Raw genomic sequence first — 25,263 nt, 5'->3', positions numbered from 1 at the left:
GTCGGGCCCCGCCGCACGCGTGCGGCGGGGCCCGATGAGGTTGTCCGGCAACTGTTGTCAGGTGCCGGGAGCCGACCCCGGACAACCTTCGGCGGGATATCACTGTGCCCATGCGTCGGACGTCGGGGGTTGGCGCATCGTGAAGGGGGAGGCGGGGCCCGCCCCGCGCGGACGGGGGAGCCGCGCGGGGCGGGCCCCGTGAGCTCCGGCAGGGGTCCGGCGCCGCACGGGTCGGCACCACCCGCGGCTGTGCATTGGACCACTCGGTGGTATGCGGATTTCCCGACGTACACCCGTTCGGCGTAGTTTTGCCCGGACGCCGACGGTGACGTCCGCCGAGAGCAGGAGGACCCAGTGAGCGCCACGAGCGCCGTCTCCACCCCGCAGCGGGACTTCTTCGGTCACCCCCGAGGACTGTCCACGCTGTTCTTCACCGAGTTGTGGGAACGCTTCTCCTACTACGGGATGAAAGCGATCCTGGCCTACTACCTGTACCGGTCCACGGCCGAGGGCGCGCTCGGGCTCGACAAGAGCTTCGCGCTGTCGCTGGTCGCCATCTACGGCGCGTCGGTCTACATGTCCGGGGTGGCGGGCGGCTGGCTGGCCGACCGGGTGCTGGGCGGCCAGCGCGCGGTCTTCCACGGCGGCGTGCTCATCATGCTCGGGCACGTCGCGCTGGCGCTGCCGATCGGCGTGGCGGGCGTCTACACCGGCCTGGTGCTGATCGTGCTGGGCACCGGCCTGCTCAAGCCGAACATCTCCACGGTCGTCGGCGGGCTCTACGACCGGCAGGACCCGCGCCGCGACTCGGGCTTCACGATCTTCTACATGGGCATCAACCTCGGCGGCTTCCTGGCGCCGCTGGTGTGCGGCTTCCTGGGCGAGGAGTACGACTGGCACCTGGGCTTCGGCGCGGCGGCGGTCGGCATGGCGCTGGGCCTGGTCGTGTACCGGGCGGGCGTGCGCGGCCTGGGCGACTCGGCCGCCGCGCCGCCGAGGCCGCTGCCCGCCGGGGAGCGCGGCCGGGTGCTGGGCCGGATCGCGGCGGTGGTGGTCGGCGCGGTCGCCGCGGTCGCGCTGCTGGTGGTGCTCGGCGTGCTCGGCGCGGAGGGCGTGATCAACCTGATCAGCCTGCTGTCGGTGCTGCTGCCGGTCGGGTACTTCGCGGTGATGGTGCGCAGCCCGCGCACCACGCCGGTGGAGCGGTCCCGGGTGATCGCCTACATCCCGCTGTTCGTCGCGGCGGCGATGTTCTGGCTGCTGTTCGAGCAGAGCGCCACGGTGATCGCGGCGTTCGCGGACACGCGGGTGGACACCACGGTCCTCGGGCTCTCGCTCAAGCCGTCGTTCGTGCAGTCGATCAACCCGGTGATGATCATCGTGGTGGCGCCGCTGTTCGCCCTGCTCTGGTCGCGGCTGGCCGGGCGCCAGCCGGTGACGCCGCGCAAGTTCGGCTACTCGCTGCTGCTGGTGGGCCTGTCGTTCCTGCTGCTGATGGTGGCGGGGCAGGGCGACCCGGCGGTGCGGGTGAGCTTCCTGTGGCTGATCGCGATGTACCTGGTGATGACCTGCGGTGAGCTGATGCTCTCGCCGGTGGGGCTGTCGGTGACGACCAAGCTCGCGCCCCGGGCGTTCGCCTCGCAGACCATGGGCCTGTGGTTCCTCGCCACGGCGGCGGGGCAGGGCGTGGGCGCGATCGTGGTGCGCTACTACAGCGACGAGAACGCGGAGGCGTACTTCGGGGTGCTGGGCGGGGTGGCCATCGCGCTGGGCGTCGCGCTCGTGCTGGGTGCCAGGTCCATCCACCGGTTGATGCGGGGAGTGGACTGAGGGGCGCGAATTCCCGCGGCGCGTCTCCTCGGAGCAGGGCAGGACCGCACCAATGCGGAAAAAGGTGAACGACCCGCCGCGGCGGCGGTGCGGCGGGTCGTTCGAGGTACCAGCATGCACCACATTCCTGAGTGCTAGCTGATGGTTTCCACGATCGTGTGTCGTTTTGTTTCCCCAGTCGTTACCGGGAACCGCGCCGCGCCCCGGATCACCCGCGACGGGCGGCGGGTCACGCGCCCGGCCGCGCGCAGGTCGGGGAAGCGCCCGAACAGGCCGCGCAGGGCGGCGGCGGCCTCCATCCGGGCCAGGCCGGCGCCCAGGCAGTAGTGGATGCCCGACGAGAACGCCAGGTGCTCGCGGCCGTCCGGCCGGCCGGGCAGGAACCGGTGCGGGTCGGCGAACACGGCCGGATCGCGGTTGGCCGCCGCGATGACCATCATCACCGGGGTGCCCTTCGGCAGCCGGGTGCCGGCCACCTCGGTCGTCTCGAACGGGACCCGCACCGTGTACTGCACCGGCGGGTCGTGGCGCAGGGTCTCCTCCACCACGGCCTCCGCGCACGCCGGGTCGTCCAGCAGCCCGGCGCGCACCTCCGGGTCGCCCAGCACGGCGAGCACGGCGTTGCCGATCAGGTTGACCGTCGTCTCGAAACCGGCCACCAGCAGCAGTTCCGTGGTGGCGATCAGGTCCTCCCGGCTCAGGTCCTCCTGCGCCACCAGCGCCGAGACGACGTCACCCTCGCCCGGCACGCGCCGCCGGTGCTCGATCAGATCGTCCAGGAACGCCTCGAACTCGCGCAGGCTCGTGCGCAGCGCCCGCACCTCGCCCATGTCGCGCACCCCGTCCAGCGCGTTGACCAGCGCCCGCCCCCACCGCGCGAACGAGGCGTGGTCGGCGCCGGGCACGCCCAGCAGGTCCGCGATCACCTGGATCGGCACCCGGGCGGCGAAGTCGCGCACCAGGTCGAACGACGGCCGCCCGGCCGCCTCGTCCAGGTACCGCTCGACCACCCGCTCCACGGTGTCCGCCTGCGCCCGCAGCCCGCGCGGGGTGAACCAGGGCGCGACCAGCCTGCGCAGGCGGGTGTGGTCCGGCGGGTTGAGCACCAGGAACGACTCGTCGACCGGGTTGACCAGCTTCCGCCCGTCCACCCGGACCACGGGGTCCACCACGGACAGCGCGCTCGCGGGCAGCGTGCCGAAGCGCGGGTCGCGCAGCAGCGACGAGCACAGCTCGTGCGACGTGGTCAGGTAGAGCCCCAGCCGGCTGCGCACCAGCACGCCGCGCCGGCGCAGCCGCTCGAACTCCGGGTACGGGTCGCGGGTGGGGTCCAGGCCGAACAGCCGGGCGCCCGGGTCGCCGAGGAGGGCCTGCAGGCGGACCACGTTGCGCCCGAGGAACAGCAGGCTCGCTTTCTTCACCGTGGACGACATGCCACCACCGTGGCCCCGACGGCGTTCGGGTTCAAGGAAAAACGCCGGCCAGGTCCACCGGCCGCCGGCTAGGCTGCCGCGCGATGACGAAGGTGATCTGGCTGCTGGGCCCGGCGGGCGCGGGCAAGTCGACCGTCGGGTGGCACGTCTACCGCGCCCTCGACGACGCGGCCTACGTCGACGTCGACCAGCTCGGCCTGTGCCACCCGGTGCCCCCGGACGACCCGGACAACCACGCGGTGAAGGCGGGCACGCTCGGATCGCTGTGGTCGGCCCGGGTGCGCGGCGCGCTGGTGGTGGCCGGCGGCCCCGACCGGCGCGCGCTGGTGCCCGCCTACACCGACCGCCTGCCCGGCGCGGACGTCGCGTTCTGCCGCCTGCGCGCGGACGTCGACCTGCTGTCGGCCCGGCTGCTGGCCAGGGGCTGGCCCGCCCACCTCGTCGCCCGCGCCACCGCCGTGGCCGCCGAGATGGACCGCGACGACTTCGCCGGCCCCACCGTGGACACCGGCGGCCGCGCCCCGGCCGAGGCCGCCCGGCTCGTGCTGGCGGGGTTGCGGTGATCCGCTGGATCGACGGACCGCGCGGCGTCGGCAAGTCGACCGTCGGCTGGGAGGTCCACCGGCGCCTGTGCGCCACGACCCGCGGCGCGTACGTCGACCTGGCCCAGATCACCTTCGCCGACCCGCCGCTCACCCCGGAGCAGCGGGCCCGCAACCTGCGCGCGGTGTGGCGCGGCTACCGCGAGGCCGGCGCGGAGCACCTGGTCGTCGTCGGCGACCACGCGCTGCTCCTGCCCGGCGCGACCCTCTGGTGGCTGCACGCGAGCCACGACCACCTGGTCGAACGCCTGCTCGGCCGGGGCCGCGGCGAGGGGGTGAGCCTGGCCGGTGACGACCTGCCCGGCCTGCCCGAGGCCGGGCTGAGGGCCCTCGCCGTCGTCCGCCCGGCTCCGGCGGGGGCCCGCGTGGTCGACACCGGCGGCCGGACGCCCGCCGAGGTGGCCTCGGAGATCCTCAGCGCCTGACCACCAGCGAGGCGAACCGCCACGTGCCGCCGTCCGGGATGCGGCGCGGTTCCCCGTCGACCACCAGCTCCGGGAACCGCCGCAGCACCGCGCCCAGCGCCACCTCGGTCTGCACCCTGGCGAACGCCGCGCCCAGGCAGAAGTGCGGCCCGTGCGAGTAGCTCAGGTGCCCCACCGCGGGCGTTCGGGTGACGTCCAGCTCGTCCGGCGCGTCGTACACCCGCGGGTCGCGGTTGGCCGACGCGATCGCCGCGGTCACCGCCTCACCCGCGCCGATCACCACGTCGCCGAAGGCCACCTCCTCGCGGGTGTACCGGATCGTGGTGAGCAGCTGCGGCCCGACCCACCGGGTCAGCTCCTCCACCGCGCCCGGCAGCAGGGCGGGGTCGGCGCGCAGCGCGGCGAGCTGGTCGGGGTGCTCCAGCAGCGCCACCAGGCCGTTGGTGATCAGGTTCGTGGGCGTCTGCCCGGCCAGCACCAGGTGCCAGACCAGGGTGACCAGCTCCGCCTCGCCGAGCCGGTCGCCGTCCTCGGCGCGGGCGCGCAGCAACTGGGAGATCACGTCGTCGCCCGGCTCCTCCGCGCGCCGCGCCACGGCCGCCAGCGCGTTGGCGATGACCTCCGGGATTGCGTCCTTGAACGCCTCGCCGTACCCGGCGGCCACGGCCCGGCCGTGCTCGCGCCACGCCGGGCGGTCCTCCGGGTCGATGCCGACCAGCTCGCAGATCACCTCCATCGGCAGGGGGCGGGCGAAGTGCTCGTGCAGGTCGACGGTGTCGCCGTCGGGCAGGGCGTCCAGCAGCGCCTCGACGGTCGCCTCCACCCGCGACCGGAACGCGGCGGCGCGGCGGGCGGTGAACGCGGGCGCGGCCAGCCGGCGCAGCCGGGTGTGCTCCGGGCCGTCGACCTCGGCCATGGTCCGCAGGTAGGGCAGGCAGTGGTCGGGCAGGCCGGGCGGGCGCAGGAAGCTGGCCGAGTTCACCTCGAAGCGGGGGTCGTTGAGCATCGCCCGCGCGTCCTCGTGGCGGGTGACGATCCACAGGGTGCCGATGCCGGGCACCGCCATCCGCGCCACGGGCGACTGCTCGCGGGCGCGGCCGTAGGCGGTGAACGGGTCCAGCAGCACCGCCGGGTCGGTCGGGTCGATCTCGGGCACGGTCACGCGATCCTCCAGATGTTCAGATCAGATGTTCTCGTCATCTGAATGGTGACGGTATCTTGAGCGCGTGGTGCCTGGCGAACGGGGGGTGCGGTGGTCCGGCTGAGCAGGGCGGAGCTCCAGGAGCACAACCGGGCGCGGGTGCTGGCGGCCGCGCGCGAGGAGTTCGCCGAGCGCGGCTACCGCGACGCCAAGGTCGACGTGATCGCCCAGCGCGCCGAGTTGACCCGCGGCGCGGTCTACTCCAACTTCCCCGGCAAGCGCGCCCTGTACTTCGCCGTGCTGGCCGACCTGGTCGAGCGCGCGGCCGTGCCCGCCGACCCGCAGCGCGGCCGGGACGCCGCCGAGGCCCTGGGCGCGCTGGCCCGCGCCTGGGTCACCTCACCCGCGTTCGACCCGCTGCACCGGGACTTCGAGGCCGAGGTCGCCGCGGAGGAGGTCACCCGGCGGCCCTACGCGCAACTGCTCCGGCTCGACGCGCTGCTGCTCGCCCTGGCCCTGGAGCACCTGGACCCGGTGCCGCCGCCGGCGGGCGCCCCGCCCCGGCGCGCGGTCCGCCTCGCCGGGCTGGTGCTGACCGCGCTGCACGGCGCGAGCGGGCTGGCCGGTGCCGCGCCGGGGTTCGGCGAGGCGTTCGACCTGGTCAGCGCCTGCGAGCGGCTGGCGGGGCTGGAGCTGAACGACTGGTGGCCGTGGCCCGAGCACCCGCCGCCGGTCCGGGCCGAGGACGCGCCGTGGCGACCGCCGGCGGTGACGGACCTGGTGCGCGGTGAGCCGGTCACGCCGGACGGGGACGGTGTGGTGGTCGTGCTCGGGTTGAACCGCCTGGCGGCCGCGGAGGGGGCGGTGCGGGCGGGCGGGCCGGTGACCGTCGTGATGGTCACCGCCGCGCCCGGCGAGCTGGCGCCGCTGGCCCGGCTGGTGGTGGCGCGGCTGTGCGGGTGCCTGCGGCAGGCGTTCCGGGGCGACGCGTGGCCCGCGGTGCGGGTGGTGTGCGACGAGGCCGGTGCGCTCGCGGCGGCGGCGGGGGTGCCGGCGGTCAGCGACGAGACCGAGGTGGCGGTGCGGGTCGAGCGGGGGCGGGTGGTGGCGCGCGCCGAGGGGGCGGGGGCCGGGCACGCGGTGGCGGTCGGGGCTCGGGTCCGGCGATGACGGGTGTTCAGCGCCGCGGCGCGGGCACCGACCGGGTGGCCGACCGGCCGGGCGCGGGCCGGCGTTCCAGCACCCGGCGGAAGTCCTCCGGGATCGGGGTGCTGCGCAGCTCGGGGGTCCCGAAGGACACGTAGCGGTTCCACCCGGTGGCGACCGGCGTGCCGTCGACGTCCGCGTCGAACCCCATGGTCAGCGTCGTGGTCCCGAGGGTGCGCACCCGCACGCCGATCCGGATCAGGTCGTCGAACCGCGCCGGCGCCAGGTACCGGATGGACGTCTCGGCCATCACGAAGTCGATGCCGTGCTTCTCCAGCTCCTTGTACGACCCCAGCAGGGAGCGCAGCGCCTCCACCATCGCCGCCTCGAAGAACACCGGGTAGCGGGAGGCGTGCACGATCCCCTGGCGGTCGCAGTCGACCGGGCGCACCCGCACCCGGTGCACGTGGGCAGCTCGCGGGTCAGCCATGCCGGCGATCCTAGGGGGTCACCGGGGCGGGTTGGCGCGTTCGGGCGGCGATTGCCCCGAGTGACGCAGCCAGCAGCTGGCAGGCCGCGACCAGCGGGATCACCGCCCCGGCCGGCCACCGCCACACCTCGACCAGCGCGCCGCCCACCGCCGAGCCGAGCGCGAACGCGCCGATCTTGAGGCTCGCGCCGGTGGTCGAGACCTGGCCGAGCAGCGGTCCGGGCGTGTACCGCTGCCGGGACGTGATGACGGCGGTCAGCGTCGGCCCCTGCGCCACGCCGCTGACCAGCGCCACCCCGAGCAGCACGCCGAAGTGCCCGGCGAACGGCCACAGCAGCAGCGTGCCCCCGTGGAGGGCGGTGGTCGCGAAGACCACGCGCTCGGGCCGCCACCGCGCCAGCCGCCGCCGGGTGGCCAGGATGCCGACCACGCACCCGACCTCCAGCACCGCCCAGACCAGCCCCGTCCGGTCGTCGCCCGCGCCCAGCTCCACCAGCCGGAACGGCAGCGCGATGAACAGCAGGCCGGTCGCGCCGTGGGCGAGCACCGACGCGACCGTCGCGCCGCGCAGCGGGGGAGTGGCGGCCAGGTGCCGCAGGCCGCGCCGCACGGCCGACCACAGCGACGGGTGCGCGTCCGGCGGGTGCGGGGGCACGCGCAGCGTCGTCGTGCACAGCCCGCCCACCAGCGACAGCGCGCCGATCGAGGCCATCGCCACCACCGGCGACCAGCCCACCGCCAGCGCGCTCGCCAGCGCCGGCCCGCCGATGGCCGCGCCGTTGAACAGCAGCGCGTCCCGCGCGGTCGCCCGGTCCAGGGGCGTGCCGCGCGCCCGCGCCAGCCGCGGCACGACGCTGGTGAACCCGCCGCTGGTCATCGGCAGCGTGGCGCCCGCGACGACGGCGAGCGCGGGCAGCAGGGCGTTCGGGGCGAACAGCATGGCCACCGCGCTGACCGCGAGCGCGAACTGGTTGGCGGCCAACAGGAGCACGGGCCGGCGGGCGCGGTCGAGCCACGCGCCGAGCAGCGGCCCGGACAGCACCGACGGCACCGTGTAGGCGGCCACCACGACGCCCGCGAACAGGCCGGAACCGGCGCGCGACAGCACGAGCAGCAGCACCGCCACGCCCACCATCTCGTCGGCGAGGCGGGCGAGGCCGGCGGAGACGAGGTAGCGGGTCACCCGGTGCGGCGGTGCCTGCGGACGCTCTCCTCGACCAGGTCCAGCACGGGTTCCAGGTCGTCCGCGGGCAGGCCCATGGCCAGGTGTGACACCAGGCCCTCCAGCACCAGCTCCAGGAACGACGTCAGCACGTCCACGTCGACGTCGTCGCGCAGGTTCCCGGCCTCCCGCTGGCGCTCCAGGCGCTGCCGGGTGGCGTCGGTGAGCTGCCGCGACCGCTCGGCCCAGCGCCCCCGGAACTCGGGGTCGGTGCGCAGCCGCCGCGACACCTCCAGCCGGGTGCCGAGCCAGTCCGCGGGGTTCTCGGCGTCGCCCGCCGGCGCCGGCGTGGACAGCAGCTCGCGCATGACCTGCACCAGGCCCTGCTCGGCGACGACCTCGGCCATGCGCAGCGCGTCGTCCTCGGCGAGGGCGAGGAACAGCGACTCCTTGTCGCGGAAGTGGTGGAAGATGGCGCCCCTGGACAGGCCGGTAGCCTCTTCCAGGCGGCGCACGGTCGCGCCCTCGTAACCGAAGCGCGCGAAACACGCACGCGCGCCGTCCAGGATCTGGCGGCGGCGGGCGTCGAGGTGGTCCTGGCTCACCCTGGGCACCGGTCGATGTTGCCAGGGTCGGCCGGCGAAATCCAATCAGTACGTACGGCTTGGGCGGGTCCACTTTGGGGTGTACTTGCTGCTCCCGGCTCGAAACACCTGGTCAGGCCGGCTACGGTGGCACGGTGTGACCGCAGGTGAGGACATCCGGCCGCTGTCGCGGACCGCGGCGGGGCCGGGGCGGGGGTCGGGCTGGGGGTTGGGCCGACCGTCCACCCCGGACCGGGAGCGTCGTGGGCCCGACCTGATCGACCTGCTCGGGCTGGTCGGCACGCGCCCCGGACCGCCCGTCGGCGTCGAGTTCGCGGTGTACGAGACGCTGGTGGTGCCCGAGCCGCTGCGCACGCCGGGCTACGCCGCCGCGCTGGGCGAGCGGGTCGAGCCCTTCGTGCCGGCCGCCGCGCGGTTCTTCGTGCACGAGGCGGCGCTGCACGTGCGGGTCGGGGACGCGGGCGTGCTGGCCGAGCAGTGGCAGGCGGTGGCCGACCGGGACGACGTGGTCGTGCGGCTGGTGCCGTTCGCCGCCGGGTGCGCCGGGTTGCCGCGCGCGCCGTTCGCGCTGCCGCTGGGGGCGCGCGGGGCGGCCGTGCTCGACCGGGTCGCGCTGGACGCGCCGTCGTCGCGGGCCGAGTTCGGGCGGCGGGCGCTGGTCTACCGGGGGGAGTAGCGCCGCCGGCCGGTCTTTCCGGACGTTTCGGGCACCGGGGCCGGCGGTGCCGGGCCCGCGGGGGAGCTGTCCGCCAGGTGAACACCGCGTTTCACGCCGTGAGTCTCATTGGACCGCAAGGGTTACCTGGTCGATGTCATTGATCCGCAAGGGTTTCGTTCATCGTCGACTGTCGGTACCCCCGTGTAGCGTCGAGGACGACCAGGATCATGACGGGGAGTGAGTCACGTGACTGCTGTCCGCAACGCCCCCGCTGAGGGGCCCGTGCCGGCGGTGTTCCGGGACAGGGCGGAGGCCGAGGCATACGTGGCCTCGGTCTGCTTCAAGCACGGACCTCCGAGGCTGCTCGGGGTCGAACTGGAATGGACCGTCCACCACGTCGAAGACCCGGCGAAACCGCTGGACGCCGCGACCCTCGCGGCCGCGCTCGGTGACCACGCGCCACCGACCCTCGTCCCGGACAGCCCCCAGCGCCCGCTGCCCTCCGGCAGCCCGCTGACGGTGGAGCCCGGTGGCCAGGTGGAGATCTCCACCCCGCCCCGCGCATCGCTCACCGACCTGCTCAAGACCGTCGCGCTCGACGTCGACCACGTGCACCGGCTGCTCGAACCGGCCGGGTTGCGACTGGGCGAGCGCGGCGCCGACCCCTTCCGGCCGCCCCGCCGGCTGCTGCGGGTCCCCCGCTACGCGGCCATGGAGGCCGCCTTCGCGCCGCTCGGGCCCGAGGGCATCACCATGATGTGCAGCACCGCGGGCCTCCAGGTGTGCCTGGACTTCGGCCTGCTGGAGGACCTGCCCAAGCGCTGGGCCGCGGTGCACGCGCTCGGCCCGGTGCTCACCGCGCTGTTCGCCAACTCGCCCGGTGTGGGCGGTCGCCGCACGGACTGGGCCGGTGCCCGGATGCGGTCGCTCTACGCCACCGACCCCGTCCGCACCCGCCCCGCCGCGGTGTGCGCCGACCCCGCCGGCGCGTGGGCCAGGCGCGTGCTCGACACGCCGGTCATCGTGGTGCGCCGCCCCGGGCCGGACTGGACCCCGCCCAGGCCGCTGACCTTCGCGGACTGGATCGGCGGCGCCCTGGACCGGCCGCCGACCAGGGACGACCTGGACTACCACCTGACCCTCCAGTTCCCGCCGGTGCGGCCGCGCGGGTACGTGGAGATCCGCTACCTGGACACGCCGGCGACCGGTGGCTGGGTGGCGCCGGTGGTGCTGCTGGCGGCGCTGTTCAGCACGCCGGAGGTGGTGGACGCGACGTTGGCCGCCACCGAGACCGCGGCCGGCCGCTGGCTGACCGCGGCCCGGTACGGGCTGCACGACCCGGTGCTGGCCCGGGCCGCGCGGGACGTGGTCGAACTGGGCAGCGCCGCGCTCGCGAACACCGACCTGCCGGTGGGGCAGACCGACGAGATAGCCGAGGAACTGCACCGAACGCTGGCCGAGAAGACGGGGAAGACCGGAGGGGGCCGATCATGACCAGCCAGGAGACGACCAGTTCGCCCAACCCGACCGCGGCGGGCCCGACGCCCGCCGGTGCGAGGGGTGCGGGCTCGACGTCCGCCGGTGCGACGGGTGTGGGCTCGACGTTCGCCGGTGCGGCGGGTGTGGGCTCGACGTCCGTCGGTGCGGCGGGCGCCGGCGTGGCAAGCACCGGCGTGGCAAGCGCCGGCTCGGAAGTGGAGGGTCCGGCGCGCGAGTGCTCGGTGCCCGCGGGCCTGACGGCGTCGGCCCTGGCGTCGGTTCCGGCGTCCGTCCCGGCGGCGGGTGCCGAGCGGGTCGAGGCCGACCGCCTGCGCGAGCGCATCGCCGCCGACCTCGCCAGGGCGCGCGAGCGCAGCCGCCTGCTCACCGACGCCGTCGACGACCACGACCTGGTGCGCCAGCACTCCAAGCTGATGTCCCCGCTGGTGTGGGACCTCGCGCACGTCGGCAACCAGGAAGAGCTGTGGCTGGTCCGCGACGTGGGCGGCCGGGAGCCGGTCCGCGCGGACATCGACGAGCTGTACGACGCGTTCAAGCACGCCAGGGCCGACCGCCCGCAGCTGCCGCTGCTCGGCCCCGCCGAGGCCCGCCGGTACGTGGGCGAGGTGCGGACCAAGGTGCTCGACGTGCTGGACCGCGTCCCGCTGGAGGGCCGCAGGCTCGTCGAGAACGGCTTCGCCTTCGGCATGGTCGTCCAGCACGAGCAGCAGCACGACGAGACCATGCTGGCCACGCACCAGTTGCGCGTCGGCGCCCCGGTGCTCGACGCGCCGCCACCACCACCCGGCGGCCCGGTCGGCCCGGACGAGGTGCTGGTGCCCGGCGGCCCGTTCACCATGGGCACCTCCACCGAGGCGTGGGCGCTGGACAACGAGCGGCCCGCGCACCAGGCGGTCACCGACCCGTTCTTCATCGACACCACCCCGGTCACCAACGGCGCCTACCTGGAGTTCGTCGCCGACGGCGGCTACGACGACCCGCGCTGGTGGAGCGAGGCCGGGTGGGCGCACGTGCGGAAGGCGGGCCTGGTCGCGCCGCGCTTCTGGGAGCGCCAGGGCGACCGGTGGTACCGCACCGCGTTCGGCGTCACCGCGCCGCTCGACCCGCGGCAACCCGTCGTGCACGTCTGCTTCCACGAGGCCGCGGCCTACGCGAAGTGGGCGGGCAAGAGGTTGCCGACCGAGGTGGAGTGGGAGAAGGCGGCCCGGTTCGACCCGGCGACCGGGCGGTCCCGGCGCTACCCGTGGGGCGACGAGGAGCCGACCGAGCGGCACGCCAACCTCGGCCAGCGGCACCTGTCGCCCGCGCCGGTCGGCGCGTACCCGGCGGGTGCCTCGCCGCTGGGCGTGCACCAGCTGATCGGTGACGTGTGGGAGTGGACCAGCTCGGACTTCCACGGCTACACCGGCTTCGAGGTGTTCCCGTACGCCGAGTACTCCCAGGTGTTCTTCGGGCCGGAGTACAAGGTGCTCCGCGGCGGGTCGTTCGGCAGCGACCAGGCGGCGGTGCGGGCCACGTTCCGCAACTGGGACTACCCCATCCGGCGGCAGATCTTCGCGGGCTTCCGCTGCGCGCGGGACGCGAAGAGGGAAGAGCTGACCTGACGGTGTGCCGCCACCTGGGTTACCTGGGCCCCGCCGTGCCCATCGCCGCCCTGCTGCACGACCCGCCGCACTCGCTGGAGCGGCAGTCGTACGCGCCGGGCGACATGCGCGGCGGCGGCACGGTCAACGTGGACGGCTACGGCGTGGGCTGGTACCCCGCGCCGGGCGGCCCGGCGGTGCGCTACCGCCGGGCGGGCACCCTCTGGTCGGACGAGAACCTGGCGCAGCTGAGCCGGGTCGTGGTGTCGGGCGCGGTGCTGGCCGCGGTCCGGTCGGCCACGGTCGGCATGCCCGTGGTGGAGACCGCGTGCGCGCCGTTCACCGACGGGCGGTGGCTGTTCAGCCACAACGGTCGGATCACCGGCTGGCCGGGGTCCGTGGTGGACGTCGCGGCCGCGCTGCCCACGGCGGCGCTGCTGACCCTCGATGCGCCGACGGACTCGGCCCTGCTGTGGGCGCTGGTGCGGTCGCGGCTCGACGCGGGCGCCGCGCCCGGCGCGGCGCTGGCCGACGTGGTGTCCGAAGTGGCCGCCGCCGCACCCGGCTCGCGGCTGAACCTCCTGCTCACCGACGGGACCGTGCTGGCCGGCACGACGTGGACCCACTCGCTGTGGGTGCGCGCGGGCGACGGCGCGGTGACGCTGGCCTCCGAGCCGCTGGACCCCGGCCCGGGGTGGCGGGAACTGCCCGACGGGCACGTGGTGGTCGCCGACGTGTCCTCAGTGGACGTGAAACGGATTGGACGAGGATGACCGAGCCTGTGCTGGACGTGCACCTGACGCCCGAGGACGCGGCGCTGGCGCTGCGGGCCGAGGCCAGGGCGGGGTTGACCGCACGGCCGAAGTGGCTGTCGCCGAAGTGGTTCTACGACGCGGTCGGCAGCGAGCTGTTCGAGGACATCACCCGGTTGCCGGAGTACTACCCGACGCGGGCCGAGCGGGAGATCCTGGTCGCGCGGGCGGCGCAGGTCGCCCGGACCACCGGCGCGCGCGCCCTGGTCGAGCTGGGCTCCGGGTCGTCGGAGAAGACCCGGCTGCTGCTCACCGCCCTGCGCGAGCACGGCACGCTGGAGGAGTTCGTGCCGCTGGACGTGTCGCCGTCGGCGCTGACCGAGGCGGCGCGGGCCATCGTGGCCGATTACGAAGGACTGCGCGTGCACGGCGTGGTCGGTGACTTCACGGAGCACCTGGGCCTGCTGCCCGGCGCGCCGCCGCGGTTGGTGGCGTTCCTGGGCGGGACGATCGGCAACCTGATCCCGGAGGAGCGCGACAAGTTCCTCACCTCGGTGCGGGACGTGCTGGGCGCGGGGGAGTGGCTGCTGCTCGGCACGGACCTGGTCAAGGACCCCGACGTGCTGGTCCGCGCCTACGACGACGCGCAGGGGGTGACCGCGGAGTTCAACCGCAACGTGCTGCGGGTGGTCGACCGGGAGCTGGGGGCGGACTTCGACCCGGACGACTTCGCGCACGTGGCGCTGTGGAACGCGGAGGAGGAGTGGATCGAGATGCGGTTGCGGGCGGTGCGGCCGGTGCGGGCGCACGTGGCCGCGCTGGGGCTGGACGTGGAGTTCGCGGAGGGGGAGGAGCTGCGGACGGAGGTGTCGGCGAAGTTCCGGCGGGAGGGGGTGGAGCGGGAGCTGGTGGCGGCGGGGTTCGAGCTGTGCGAGTGGTGGACTGATTCGGAGGGGCGGTTCGCGCTGTCGCTGGCCCGGGCGGTGGGGTAGGGCGGTGGAGTAGGGCGGGGAAGCAGGGCCGTGGCACGGGGCGGAGGTCCGGTGCCCCCGGGTTGTCGGGGGCACCGGGCCGCGCCTGCTGGGCCGCGCGTGCTGGGTCGCGTCTGCTGGGCCGCGTCTGCCGGGCCGCGTCTGCCGGGCGGTGACCGCCGGGCGGTGACCGCCGGCTCTCGCTCCACTGCCCGACTTCGGGCTGCCGCACCCCCGCACCTCACTCCCCACACCTCACTCCTCGAACCTCACCCCCCGCCGAAGGCGCATCCCCGCGCGCGGTCCGGGCGGGACAGCACGTCGGTGTTGTCCACGACCTGGTCGACCGCCCCGACCAGCGGCAGCGCGGCCACCTCGGGGTCCGTGACCGCCGCGGCCAGGGCCCGGCTGAACCGGTCCGCCCGCAGCACCCGGAACGGCCGGTCGTGGAACGGCCGGGTGGTCGGATCGACCGGCTCGGCCAGCCCCAGGCCGTTGCACACCCGCGCGACGTGCTCGTACGCCACCGCCAGGTGCTCCTCCCGGCTCCGCCAGTCCCCGGCCGCCAGCACCGCCCGCAGCACCGGCACCAGGTCGGCGTACCGGGCGAACGCGCTGCCCAGCCACTTCGAGTACGGCGGGTAGCGGCGGTCCAGGAGCAGGCGCAGCCGCATGAGGTCGCGCACCAGCCGGGCCGCCACCACGGCCGACCCGAGCTCGTCGCCGACCTCGCCGCACCGCCCGACGAACGCCTCCTCCTGCGAGATCCGCAGCCACTGGCAGGCCAGCACGTGCCGCCACACGTCGTCCGGGTACCAGCGCAGCGCCGCCCGCGCCGGTTCGAGCCGGCCGAGCCCGTCGTGGAACACCTCGCCGGCCGTGACCTCCAGCAGCCGCTGGGTGGGCGTGGCGAGCCAGTCCCGGGTGGTGGCGCCCGCGCGCGGGTCGAAGCCGAGCCGCCGGTCGAACCAGGTGCCCAGGTCGGTGACCTCGACGCGGTGCGCCACCGGCCCGTCGGTGGGCGTCATGACGGCGCTCGCGCCGTCCCCGCCGCCCGCGAAGTGCGTCGGCCACCCCAGGAAGGTCTTGGGCAGGCGCTCGGACAGCACCTCCCGGATCTCGTCGGCGCGGGGGTCGTCGGGGTCCAGGAACAGCTGGAGCCGCGGGCCCCACTCGTGGTCGGCCGACCGCGCGGTGTCGAAGCCCAGGACCTCCGAACCCTCGCCGATCCGGGCCGCGCTGTGCGGCACGGGACCGAAGTGCTCGTGGACCAGCGGTTCGACCGCCTCCCGGTAGAACCGCCCGGCGAGTTCCAGGCCCGGCAAGAACCGTTCGGCGGTCACGAATCCTCCGTTCTGCGGGTGTTGCTCGACACGATCGAGTGAAAGCCTCGCGCGATGGCGTCGCAACTGCCACTGAGAGCGACGCCGGTCGAAGCGAGGGAGCGCTACCCCATGCAACTCCGATCCAGAGCGCTGGTTCTGGCCCTGGCCGCGGGCACCGCGGTGTCGGGCCTGGTCGGAACCGGTCCCGCCGTCGCCCAGGAAGCGCAGGGCGCCACCCCCATCCAGTGGTCCGCCTGCCCGGCCGACGTGCTGGCCGAGATCCCCGCGGCGGAGCGGACCAAGGTCAGCTGCGCCAACCACCCGGTCCCCCTGGACCACCGCAAGCCCAACGGCGCGAAGATCACCATCGCGGTGATGAAGCGGCCGGCCGACGACCAGGCCAACAAGATCGGCTCGCTGTTCATCAACCCCGGCGGCCCCGGCGGTGCCGGCCTGATCTACTCCGCCTACGGCTCCTCGTTCTTCCAGCCGGAGGTCATGAAGCGGTTCGACCTGATCGGGTTCGACCCGCGCGGCGTGGCGCGCAGCTCGCCGCTGCGCTGCTTCCAGACCCTGGAGGAGGCCGACGAGATCTTCGGGCGCATGTCGGCGATCCCGCTGACCCGCACCGAGATCCGCGACACCATGGTCGCCACCGAGGACTACACCGACGCGTGCGCGCGCAACGCCGGCCCGCTGCTCCAGCACATGTCCACCGAGGCCGTGGTCCGCGACCTCGACCTGCTGCGGCAGGGCGTGGGCGACCGGCAGCTGAACTTCGTCGGCTTCTCCTACGGCACCCTGATCGGCGCCACCTACGCCAACATCTTCCCGTCGCGGTCCCGCGCGCTGGTGATCGACGGCAACGTCGACCCGGCGCTGCGCACCTCCAACGGCGCCGAGTACGACCGGCAGCGCGCGCAGGGCTTCGAGCTGGCGCTGGACGCCTTCCTCAAGCGCTGCGACGCCGAGGGCGACAAGTGCGCCTACAGCGAGGGCGACCCGCGGGCGAAGTTCGACGAGGTGCGCGACAGCCTGCGCGCCGAGCCGGTCACGCTCCCGTCCGGCCAGGTCGTGACCTACGACGGCTACGTCGGCCGGGTGGCCAGCGACCTGTACGCGCCGACCCGCTTCAAGGCCCTGGCCACGTGGCTCCAGAGCATCTACGCGGTGCTGCACCCGTCCGCGGCGTCGTTCTCGGTGCAGGAGCAGGCCGTCGAACCGCCGCTGGCGAACAAGGGCGGTCTGGCCGACGTCCGCGCGGGCGTCGTCAGCGCGGACACCCCGTACGAGTTCGACGATTCCTACTACGGTGTGAACTGCACCGACAAGCCGTTCCTGCACGTGCCCGCGCTGTACCCGGTGCTGGCCGCCGCGTGGGAGCGGGAGTCGCCGACGTTCGGCCGCTACCAGGCGACCTCCGACCTGCTGACCTGCGCGTCGTGGCCGGTGTCGCGGCCCGACCGCTACGCGGGCCCGTGGGGCAAGCGCACGCCGAACCCGGTCGTCGTGGTGGGCAACTACTACGACCCGGCCACGCAGTACAAGTTCGCCCAGCGCATGGCCCGCCAGCTGGGCAACGCGCGGCTGGTCAGCGTGGACGCGTTCGGGCACTGCATCCTCGGTGACAGCGCGGGCGTGGACACCCTGGTGACCGACTACCTGGTCAACCTCAAGGCCCCGGCCAACGGCCAGGTCTTCCAGCCCAACGCCCAACCGTTCTAGTGGCCGCGGGTGCGGCCGTCGCCAGCGCGACGGCCGCACCCGCCACCAGCACCACCGCGACCGGCGGGTGCCACGGGCCCAGCCGCAGTGGCGGGCCCCCGAACCACAGCCCCGGGTCCGGCACCGGCCAGAGCAGGACCCGGGCGGCGCCGGCGTACGCGGCGGCGGAGAGCAGCACCACCAGGTCCCGGCACCAGCACCCCCACGCGACCAGCGCCAGCACGACGGCGGCGACGAGGAGCAGGTCACCGCCGCCGGTCAGCGCCGTCGCCGTCCCCTCGGTCCGGCTCATCGGCACGCCGGTGAGCACGGTGACCACCGCGATCCGCTCGTCGGACGGCGCGGGGACGTACGGGTTGACGGGCGCGGGGGCGTACGGGTTGACGGGCGCGGGGGCGTACGGGTTGACGGGCGCGGGGGCGTACGGGTCGGGCGGGACCAGGGAGATGACCGCGTTGCCGGACGGAGGCGCGAACGCGGTCCCGGGCAGTGCGGTGGGCGGGGTGCCGGGCGGCACCTCCGGGGTCCCGGGGTGCCACAGCGACCACACCACCAGCCCGGTCCCGAGCAGCAGCAGCGGGTACCACGCGCCCGGCCGGCGGACGTGCAGGTCGTACCCTGCCGCCACGCCCGCGGCGAGCAGCAGCACCAGCGCCTCCGGGTACCACAGCAGGCCCACCGCCCCGGCCACGCCCAGCACGTGCCACGGCCGCCACCGCCACGACCGCGCGTGGGCGACCGCCGCGCCCGCGACGATCACCAGCTCCGGCAGCGGCCCGACGTGCGGCGTGGCGCGCAGCGCCCAGTACTGGTCCTGGGACAGGAACCCCACCCCCGGCTCGGCGGTGGCGGGCGCCAGGTACCAGACGGCGGCCAGGTAGGCCGGCGCGGTCACCGCGACCACCCCGCTGCGCGCCCGCCACGCCCACCAGCCCAGGCCGAGCGCGAGGGCCAGGCCCGCCAGGAACCGGCCGGTGGCGAACCCGGCCGCCGCGTTCCCGACCAGCTCACCGCCCGCGAGCACCGCGGTGACCGCGAGGGAACCGGTCGCCAGCAGCGGGAACCACTCGCCGGGGTGCGCGGCATGCGCTTTCCAGGCCGCGAGCAGCAGGCCCACGACCACGAGCGGGAACGCCTCACCGAACCGCGGGCCGTGCTCCCACAGCGGCAGCACCAGCCCCGACACCACCAGAAAAGCCCACATGACTACCCCCGGTGGCACCTTAGCGCCCCCGCGAGTCGAACCCCCAGACCCCGCGTGTCCTCCACTCAGACCCCGCGTGTCCTCCGCTCAGGCACGACGAGTCCTCCACCCAGGCACGGCGAGTCCTCCACTCAGGCACCCCCCGAACAGCGCGAGGGGCCGCCCCGCGAGCGGAACGGCCCCTCTTGCTGCACCCCGCTCAAATCCTGCCCGTACCGGCTCCTCGTGTCACCAGGGTTTTCACGTCGCCCGGACCGTCCACTGTGTACTGGTAGTACCGCGCCGGGTCCTCGACCCCGCTGGACCCGCCGATGTCGGGCGAACCGGACTCGCCCACGTACACGTTGTTCCGCTCGACGATGTTCCCCCTGGGCCCCGAGTAGCTGTTGGTCATGGGCTCCTCGACGTCCTCGAAGTAGTTGCCCTCGACCCAGCACCCGGACCGGGCCTGGCACGCCACGCCCGTGTCGCTGTTGTCGAAGTAGTAGTTGTTGAACACGTGCACCGGGTTGCCGAACCGCACGCGCGGGTTGCGCTGCGGCGTCTTGTCGAACCAGTTGTGGTGGTAGGTGACCTTCAGGTACCCGGTGTCCTGGGCGCCGTTCTTGTCGTCGTGCCCGAGGAGCATGTTCTTGGTGTGGTGGTGGGTGTGGTTCCACGACACGGTGACGTAGCTCGACCCGCGCTTGATGTCGATCAGGCCGTCGTAGCCGGAGGCCAGGTCGTTGTGGTCGATCCAGACGTGGTGGCTGAACATCTGCACGTTGATCGAGTCGTCGCTGGCGTTGCGGAACACCATGTTGCGGATGATCACGTTGTGCACGGCGTCCGCCGGCGGCGTGGTGGCGCCGCTGACCGGCAGGCCGACGTTCAGGCCGCCGCCGGTGATGCCCGAGGACGCGCCCACGCCGGTGATCGTCTTGTCGGACGACACGTCGTACATGCCGGCGGGCAGCGTGATCAGGCCCTGGACGCGGACCACGCGCGGGCCGGCGGCCTTGATGTTGGCGATGAAGTCGTCGGCGTTGGTGACGGTGACCTCGGGGCCGCCCGCGCCGCCGGTGGTGCCGTTCTGGCCGAGGGCGTTGACCGAGGCGAAGCCGACGGGCGAGTCGGCCGCGGCCGCGACGGGCGCGGCCGCGACGGGCGCGGTGACCGCGGCGGTGACCCCGCCGATGAGCGTCGCGGCGAGCGCGAACGCAGGTGTTCTCCTCACGAAGTCCTCCGTTGGACGTGGCCGACGCCGGCGTCGGCGGTACGTGGTCGGGGAACGCGTGCGGCGGTGTTCCGATGATGGGGGGCGGGGGGACGGGGAAGTCAAAACAATTCACATATGTGGCTTTGTTCGACGGTTTCGACGGATTTCGATCCGGTCGTCCGACGGTTCACGCATGTGTTTTCGGGCATTCCGGGCGGCGTGGTATCGGAGTGGCGAATGGTCGCGCCGACCCGGCCGTACCGGTCAAGGCGGGGGTCGTGCGGTCGGGACGGGTGCGGTAAATGGTTCATGGCGCTTTCCGCTGCCCGGCGCGACACTGGTCCGATGGGGTGGGTGTCGCCCGGGTGGGAAGCGCGCAATCGGGTTCGCGGTGAGGTGCGTGGACCCGTGGTGCAGGCCGGATCGATCCATCAGGTCTCGGTGGGTGCGTCGAGTGGTTGGGTGCCGTCGGTGGTGCCGCGCCAGTTGCCGTTGGCCGTGCCGGACTTCACCGGGCGAGCCGAGCAGTTGGCGTTCCTGGACGCGCTGCTCGACCGGCCCCGCGACACCGGGACGGTGGTGATCTCCGCGGTGGACGGCGCGGGCGGGGTCGGCAAGACGGCCTTGGCCGTGCACTGGGCGCGGCGGGTGGAGCACCGCTTCCCGGACGGGACGCTGTTCGTGAACCTGCGGGGGTACGGGCCCGGTGAGGCTCTTTCACCGAGCGAGGTGCTGGAGGCGTTCCTCGGGGCGCTGGGTGTTCCGCCCGACGTGATCCCGGCCGGGGTGGAGGCGCAGTCGGCGCTGTACCGGTCGGTGCTGACCGGTCGGCGCGTGCTGGTCGTGCTGGACAACGCCAACGCCACCACGCAAGTCCGGCCGTTGCTGCCGGGGAGCCCGGGGTGCCTGGTCGTGGTGACCAGTCGCGCCTCGCTGACCGGGTTGGTGGTGGGGGTTTCGGCGCGGCGGCTGCCGCTGGACCTGTTGACGCCCGGTGAAGCGGTGGACCTGCTCAGAGGTCTGCTCGGGCCCGAACGCGTGGCGGCCGACCCCGGAGCGGCCGAGGAGTTGGTGCGGTTGTGCGCGCGGTTGCCGCTGGCCCTGCGCATCGCCGCTGCCCGGGTGAGCGACCCGCGCTCGTCGATCGCGGGCTTGGTCGCCGACCTCGCGGACGGCCGTGATCGCCTCGACCTGCTCAGCGTGCCGGACGATCACGAGTTGACGCTGCGCGCGGTGTTCGACGGGTCCTACCACCGACTGCTGCCCGAGCAAGCCCGCCTGTTCCGGCTGTTCGGCCTTCATCCTGGTGCAGACCTGGGAATACACGCGGCAGCGGCCCTCGCCGACGTGGACCTCCGCACCGTGCGCCGACTGCTGGAAGCGCTCGTTGACGCACACCTCGTGGAGGAAGTCGGCCGGGACCGCTATCGATGTCACGATCTGCTGCGGTCGTACGCCGCCGATCGCGCCGAGAGCGACGGTGAAGTCCGTCGACAGGCCGGGACGAGGCTGATCGAGTGGTACGCCCACCACGCGCTCAAAGCCGCTGCCGAGAGAAATGCCGCGACGATCGCGGATCACCGCGACCAGATCCCGCCCCTCGGCTCATCGGGAATCCACTTCACCGGGCTGGAGGACGCGGCCGCGTGGTGGGATGCGGAGTTGCCGAACCTGGTTCCAGTCGTCCGCTGGGCGGCGACCGACTTCGACTTGCCGGTGCTCGCCAGGCTGATCGCCCTGGGTTCCTGGTACCAGTTCTACCTGCGCGGTCAGTGGACCGAAGCCCTGGACGTCAACGAGTGGGCGCTGACCGCCGCGAGGCGCGCGAGAGACGAAGCCATGGAGGCGGACGTGCTCAACAGCCTGGCCGACATGTACTCCGTACTGCCCGACCAGCGTTGGGAGGACGCCGAGAGAATGGCAGAACGAGCGGCCCGACTGGCTCGCCGTTCGGACGACCGGAGAGCAGCGGCCTTTGCGCTCAACACGCTTGCGCTGGTGAACATGGCGCGGCACCGCTATCAGGAAGCCGTGGATCTGTTGTTGCGGGCCCGACCGCTCAGTGCCGGGCTGCAGCGCGGCAGGTTCGCAGGTGTGATCGAAGGCAATCTGAGCCGCGCCTACACCGGGATGGGGGATTACGAGTCGGCCATCCGCCACGCGGATCACGAAGATGCCCTCCGCCGATCAGCCGGCGACCACGGAGGCATTTTGACCGTTCCCGTGCACCTGGTGATGGCCTTGCAGGGACAGGGCAGGCACGACGACGTCATCCGGCTCTGCGAAAAGGTGCTCGACGGGGACGAGTTCGACGAAAGGCACGGCGGGCCGGCCGACATCGCCAGGTTCTTCGACCTCTTCGGCCTCTCCTTGCGCGAAGTCGGCGACGTCGCCGGCGCCGAGCGGTGTTGGCGGCGAGCACTGGTGGGTTACGAAGCCTTCAACCTCCGCAGAGCCGCCGAGGTGCGCGCTCGCCTGGCGGAGCTATCCCCCTGAACAACGGCGGAGGGCCGCCCACCAACAGGTGAACGGCCCTCCGAACCCCGACAGCTCAGCTGCGCACCATCTTGCGCAGCACGTACTGCATGATGCCGCCGTTGCGGTAGTAGTCGGCCTCGCCGGGCGTGTCGATGCGGACCACCGCGTCGAACTCGACCTTCGACCCGTCCTCCTTGGTGGCGACCACGTGCACCGTGCGGGGCGTCTCGCCCTCGTTGAGCTTGGTGACGCCGGTGAACCCGTAGGTCTCCGTGCCGTCCAGGCCGAGGGACGCGGCGTTCTCGCCCGCCGGGAACTGCAGCGGCAGGACGCCCATGCCGATGAGGTTGGAGCGGTGGATGCGCTCGAACGACTCGGCGATCACGACGCGCACGCCGAGCAGCGACGTGCCCTTCGCGGCCCAGTCGCGGGACGAGCCGGAGCCGTACTCCTTGCCCGCCAGCACGACCAGCGGGACGCCCGCCTCGGCGTAGGCGACCGACGCGTCGTAGATCGTGGTCTGCTCGCCGCCCGCCAGGAAGTTGCGGGTGAAGCCGCCCTGGACGTCGTCCAGCAGCAGGTTCCGCAGGCGGATGTTGGCGAACGTGCCCCGGATCATCACCTCGTGGTTGCCGCGCCGCGACCCGTACGAGTTGAAGTCCTTGCGCTCCACGCCGTGCTCGGTGAGGTACCTGCCCGCGGGCGAGTCGGCCTTGATGGCACCGGCCGGGGAGATGTGGTCGGTGGTCACCGAGTCGCCGAGCAGCGCGAGCACGCGCGCACCGTCGATGTCGGTCACCGGGGCCGGCTCCATCTGCATGCCCTCGAAGTACGGGGGCTTGCGCACGTAGGTGGACTCGGCGTCCCACTCGAACGTGTTGCCGGTCGGCGTGGGCAGCGACTGCCAGCGCTGGTCGCCCGCGAACACGTCCGCGTAGCCCTTGGTGAAGCCCTCCGCCGAGATGGAGGAGGCGACCACGTCGGCGATCTCCTGCGGCGACGGCCAGATGTCCGACAGGTACACCGGGTTGCCGTCACCGTCGGTGCCCAGCGGCTCGGTGGTGATGTCCTTGTCCATCGTGCCGGCCAGCGCGTAGGCCACCACCAGCGGCGGGGACGCCAGGTAGTTCATCTTGACGTCGGGGTTGATCCGGCCCTCGAAGTTCCGGTTGCCCGACAGCACCGACACCACGGCCAGGTCGCCCTGGTTGACGCCCGCGGAGATGTCCTCGTGCAGCGGGCCGGAGTTGCCGATGCAGGTGGTGCAGCCGTAGCCGACCAGGTGGAAGCCCAGCTTCTCCAGGTACGGCAGCAGGCCCGCGCGCTCGTAGTAGTCCATGACCACCTTGGAGCCCGGCGCCAGGGTGGTCTTCACCCACGGCTTGCGCTCCAGGCCCCGCTCCACGGCCTTCTTGGCCAGCAGCGCCGCGCCGATCATCACCGACGGGTTGGACGTGTTGGTGCACGAGGTGATCGCGGCGATCGCGACCGCGCCGTGGTCCAGCTCGAACTCGGCGCCGTCCACGGACACCTTGACCGGGTTGGACGGGCGGCCCTCGCTGCCCTCGGCGGCCGAGTGGAACACCCGCGGCGCGCCGCCCGCGTCGCCGTCGGCCACCGCGATCGGGTCGCTGGCCGGGAACGTCTCCTCCACGGCCTCGTCCACGTTGGACTTGGTGCCGTCCTCGGTGTTCGTGACGTAGGAGCCCAGCGCCTGGCGGAACGCCTCCTTGGCGCTGGCCAGCTCGATGCGGTCCTGCGGGCGCTTCGGGCCGGCGATCGACGGCACGACGGTCGACAGGTCCAGCTCCAGGTGCTCGGAGTAGACCGGCTCGGCCGCCGGGTCGTGCCACAGGCCCTGCTCCTTGGCGTAAGCCTCGACCAGCGCGAGCTGCTCGGCCGAGCGGCCGGTCAGCTTCAGGTAGTCGATGGTCTCGCCGTCGATCGGGAAGATCGCGCAGGTGGAGCCGAACTCGGGGCTCATGTTGCCGATGGTGGCGCGGTTGGCCAGCGGCACCGCGCCCACGCCCGAGCCGTAGAACTCGACGAACTTGCCGACCACGCCGTGCTTGCGCAGCATCTCGGTGATGGTCAGCACGAGGTCGGTGGCGGTCGCGCCGGCGGGCAGCTCGCCGTGCAGCTTGAAGCCGACCACGCGCGGGATCAGCATCGACACCGGCTGGCCGAGCATCGCGGCCTCGGCCTCGATGCCGCCGACGCCCCAGCCGAGCACGCCGATGCCGTTGACCATCGTGGTGTGGGAGTCGGTGCCGACCAGGGTGTCGGGGTACGCCTGCCCGTTGCGCACCATGACCACGCGCGCCAGGTGCTCGATGTTCACCTGGTGGACGATGCCGGTGCCGGGCGGCACGACCTTGAACTCGTCGAACGCGGTCTGGCCCCAGCGCAGGAACTGGTAGCGCTCCTTGTTGCGCTCGTACTCCAGGTCCACGTTCAGCTCGAACGCGTCCGGCCGGCCGAACACGTCGGCGATCACCGAGTGGTCGATGACCAGCTCGGCGGGCGCCAGCGGGTTGACCTTCGCCGGGTCGCCGCCGAGCTGGGTGACGGCCTCCCGCATGGTGGCCAGGTCGACCACGCAGGGCACGCCGGTGAAGTCCTGCATCACCACGCGGGCGGGGGTGAACTGGATCTCGGTGTTCGGCTCGGCCGACGGATCCCAGCCGCCCAGCGCGCGCACGTGGTCGGCGGTGATGTTCGCGCCGTCCTCGGTCCGCAGCAGGTTCTCCAGCAGGATCTTCAAGCTGTACGGCAGGCGCTCGGCGCCCTCGACCGCGCTCAGCCGGTACACCTCGTACGAGGCGTCGCCGACGGTGAGCGTGCCGCGGGCGCCGAAGCTGTCCTTGCTCGCTGGTGCAGTCACGTGAAACTCCATCTGGTGACGCGCAAAGTCGGTATCGGGAACTTCTGCTGAGTCTCCCGCACCCGTCGGTGCGGTGCCCTCCCACCCCAAACAGTACGCGTGTCCTGTATAAACCTTCAACCGGGCCCCACCTCGGTCCGGGCATCATCAC

20 protein-coding genes are annotated in these 25,263 nt (G+C 73.4%); 11 read left to right on the top strand and 9 right to left on the bottom strand.

Annotated features, from left to right (window positions below; all coding sequences use genetic code 11):
- Positions 1 to 354: 354 nt before the first annotated feature.
- The gene (locus EKG83_RS34830; protein ID WP_033431869.1) at positions 355 to 1,830 is read left to right on the top strand and encodes a peptide MFS transporter; all 1,476 of its coding nucleotides are present in this window, start codon (positions 355 to 357) and stop codon (positions 1,828 to 1,830) included.
- Between the two features lie 134 nt (positions 1,831 to 1,964).
- Here EKG83_RS34830 and EKG83_RS34825 read toward each other — a convergent pair whose 3' ends face one another.
- Positions 1,965 to 3,263, bottom strand: a complete 1,299-nt coding sequence (locus EKG83_RS34825; protein WP_033431868.1) for a cytochrome P450 — start codon at positions 3,261 to 3,263, stop codon at positions 1,965 to 1,967.
- 83 nt (positions 3,264 to 3,346) lie between these two features.
- Between EKG83_RS34825 and EKG83_RS34820 the strand changes: the two genes are divergently transcribed.
- Together EKG83_RS34820 and EKG83_RS34815 are read left to right on the top strand one after the other, a co-directional pair.
- The gene (locus EKG83_RS34820) at positions 3,347 to 3,826 is read left to right on the top strand and encodes a DEAD/DEAH box helicase family protein (RefSeq protein ID WP_033431867.1); all 480 of its coding nucleotides are present in this window, start codon (positions 3,347 to 3,349) and stop codon (positions 3,824 to 3,826) included.
- Positions 3,823 to 4,290 (top strand): nucleoside/nucleotide kinase family protein, encoded by a 468-nt coding sequence (locus EKG83_RS34815; protein ID WP_033431866.1) that lies wholly within the window; start codon positions 3,823 to 3,825, stop codon positions 4,288 to 4,290. The genes EKG83_RS34820 and EKG83_RS34815 overlap by 4 nt, the downstream gene beginning before the upstream one ends.
- Here the strand turns inward: EKG83_RS34815 and EKG83_RS34810 are convergent.
- Positions 4,280 to 5,452, bottom strand: coding sequence for a cytochrome P450 (locus tag EKG83_RS34810; RefSeq protein ID WP_051766113.1), 1,173 nt, complete (start codon positions 5,450 to 5,452; stop codon positions 4,280 to 4,282). The two genes, EKG83_RS34815 and EKG83_RS34810, sit on opposite strands and share 11 nt — an antisense overlap.
- Positions 5,453 to 5,542: 90 nt before the next feature.
- Here EKG83_RS34810 and EKG83_RS34805 point away from each other — a divergent pair, with 90 nt between their 5' ends.
- Positions 5,543 to 6,601 (top strand): TetR/AcrR family transcriptional regulator, encoded by a 1,059-nt coding sequence (locus tag EKG83_RS34805; protein ID WP_033431865.1) that lies wholly within the window; start codon positions 5,543 to 5,545, stop codon positions 6,599 to 6,601.
- A gap of 7 nt (positions 6,602 to 6,608) precedes the next feature.
- Here the strand turns inward: EKG83_RS34805 and EKG83_RS34800 are convergent, their stop codons facing one another.
- Genes EKG83_RS34800 through EKG83_RS34790 form a run of 3 tightly spaced genes read right to left on the bottom strand, consistent with a single transcriptional unit; the run spans position 6,609 to position 8,843 of the window.
- Positions 6,609 to 7,067 (bottom strand): acyl-CoA thioesterase, encoded by a 459-nt coding sequence (locus EKG83_RS34800; protein WP_051766111.1) that lies wholly within the window; start codon positions 7,065 to 7,067, stop codon positions 6,609 to 6,611.
- A 10-nt stretch (positions 7,068 to 7,077) separates the two neighbouring features.
- Positions 7,078 to 8,250 carry an MFS transporter gene (locus EKG83_RS34795; RefSeq protein WP_033431864.1) on the bottom strand — a complete coding sequence of 391 codons (1,173 nt, stop codon included), beginning with the start codon at positions 8,248 to 8,250 and terminating at the stop codon, positions 7,078 to 7,080.
- Complete coding sequence (locus EKG83_RS34790; RefSeq protein ID WP_033431863.1) at positions 8,247 to 8,843, bottom strand: TetR/AcrR family transcriptional regulator; 597 nt, start codon at positions 8,841 to 8,843, stop codon at positions 8,247 to 8,249. The genes EKG83_RS34795 and EKG83_RS34790 overlap by 4 nt, the downstream gene beginning before the upstream one ends.
- Before the next feature lie 127 nt (positions 8,844 to 8,970).
- On the opposite strand from EKG83_RS34790, the gene EKG83_RS34785 reads away from it, so the two are divergent.
- The 5 genes from EKG83_RS34785 (at position 8,971) to egtD (ending at position 14,319) form a co-directional block, all read left to right on the top strand.
- Positions 8,971 to 9,510 carry a Scr1 family TA system antitoxin-like transcriptional regulator gene (locus EKG83_RS34785; RefSeq protein ID WP_033431862.1) on the top strand — a complete coding sequence of 180 codons (540 nt, stop codon included), beginning with the start codon at positions 8,971 to 8,973 and terminating at the stop codon, positions 9,508 to 9,510.
- Positions 9,511 to 9,738: 228 nt separating this feature from the next.
- Positions 9,739 to 10,986 carry a glutamate-cysteine ligase family protein gene (locus EKG83_RS34780; protein ID WP_051766109.1) on the top strand — a complete coding sequence of 416 codons (1,248 nt, stop codon included), beginning with the start codon at positions 9,739 to 9,741 and terminating at the stop codon, positions 10,984 to 10,986.
- On the top strand, positions 10,983 to 12,596 hold the full coding sequence (egtB, locus tag EKG83_RS34775) for an ergothioneine biosynthesis protein EgtB (protein WP_228122329.1): 1,614 nt from the start codon (positions 10,983 to 10,985) through the stop codon (positions 12,594 to 12,596). Before EKG83_RS34780 ends, egtB begins: the two co-directional genes overlap by 4 nt.
- Positions 12,597 to 12,598: 2 nt before the next feature.
- Complete coding sequence (gene egtC, locus EKG83_RS34770; protein WP_033431860.1) at positions 12,599 to 13,348, top strand: ergothioneine biosynthesis protein EgtC; 750 nt, start codon at positions 12,599 to 12,601, stop codon at positions 13,346 to 13,348.
- Positions 13,345 to 14,319: an L-histidine N(alpha)-methyltransferase gene (gene egtD / locus EKG83_RS34765; RefSeq protein ID WP_033431859.1), complete on the top strand. Its 975-nt coding sequence runs from the start codon at positions 13,345 to 13,347 to the stop codon at positions 14,317 to 14,319. Before egtC ends, egtD begins: the two co-directional genes overlap by 4 nt.
- Positions 14,320 to 14,567: 248 nt before the next feature.
- Here egtD and EKG83_RS34760 read toward each other — a convergent pair whose 3' ends face one another.
- Positions 14,568 to 15,641 carry a DUF4037 domain-containing protein gene (locus tag EKG83_RS34760; RefSeq protein WP_033431858.1) on the bottom strand — a complete coding sequence of 358 codons (1,074 nt, stop codon included), beginning with the start codon at positions 15,639 to 15,641 and terminating at the stop codon, positions 14,568 to 14,570.
- Between the two features lie 111 nt (positions 15,642 to 15,752).
- Between EKG83_RS34760 and EKG83_RS34755 the strand changes: the two genes are divergently transcribed.
- Complete coding sequence (locus tag EKG83_RS34755; protein WP_033431857.1) at positions 15,753 to 17,348, top strand: alpha/beta hydrolase; 1,596 nt, start codon at positions 15,753 to 15,755, stop codon at positions 17,346 to 17,348.
- Here EKG83_RS34755 and EKG83_RS34750 read toward each other — a convergent pair.
- Together EKG83_RS34750 and EKG83_RS34745 are read right to left on the bottom strand one after the other, a co-directional pair.
- A complete protein-coding gene (locus tag EKG83_RS34750) occupies positions 17,296 to 18,552 on the bottom strand; it encodes an RAD23 family protein (protein ID WP_153278652.1) in 1,257 nt (418 codons plus the stop codon). The two genes, EKG83_RS34755 and EKG83_RS34750, sit on opposite strands and share 53 nt — an antisense overlap.
- A 199-nt stretch (positions 18,553 to 18,751) precedes the next feature.
- A complete protein-coding gene (locus EKG83_RS34745) occupies positions 18,752 to 19,768 on the bottom strand; it encodes a pectate lyase family protein (protein WP_033431856.1) in 1,017 nt (338 codons plus the stop codon).
- 390 nt (positions 19,769 to 20,158) lie between these two features.
- Between EKG83_RS34745 and EKG83_RS34740 the strand changes: the two genes are divergently transcribed.
- Complete coding sequence (locus EKG83_RS34740; RefSeq protein WP_170191863.1) at positions 20,159 to 22,246, top strand: ATP-binding protein; 2,088 nt, start codon at positions 20,159 to 20,161, stop codon at positions 22,244 to 22,246.
- A gap of 55 nt (positions 22,247 to 22,301) precedes the next feature.
- Here EKG83_RS34740 and EKG83_RS34735 read toward each other — a convergent pair whose 3' ends face one another.
- Positions 22,302 to 25,124: an aconitate hydratase gene (locus EKG83_RS34735; protein ID WP_084716560.1), complete on the bottom strand. Its 2,823-nt coding sequence runs from the start codon at positions 25,122 to 25,124 to the stop codon at positions 22,302 to 22,304.
- Positions 25,125 to 25,263 lie beyond the last annotated feature (139 nt).

The organism is Saccharothrix syringae (assembly GCF_009498035.1).
GTDB lineage: Bacteria > Actinomycetota > Actinomycetes > Mycobacteriales > Pseudonocardiaceae > Actinosynnema > Actinosynnema syringae.
Note: the sequence above shows the minus strand (reverse complement) of the source record. Positions and strands in the feature narration are given on the sequence as shown.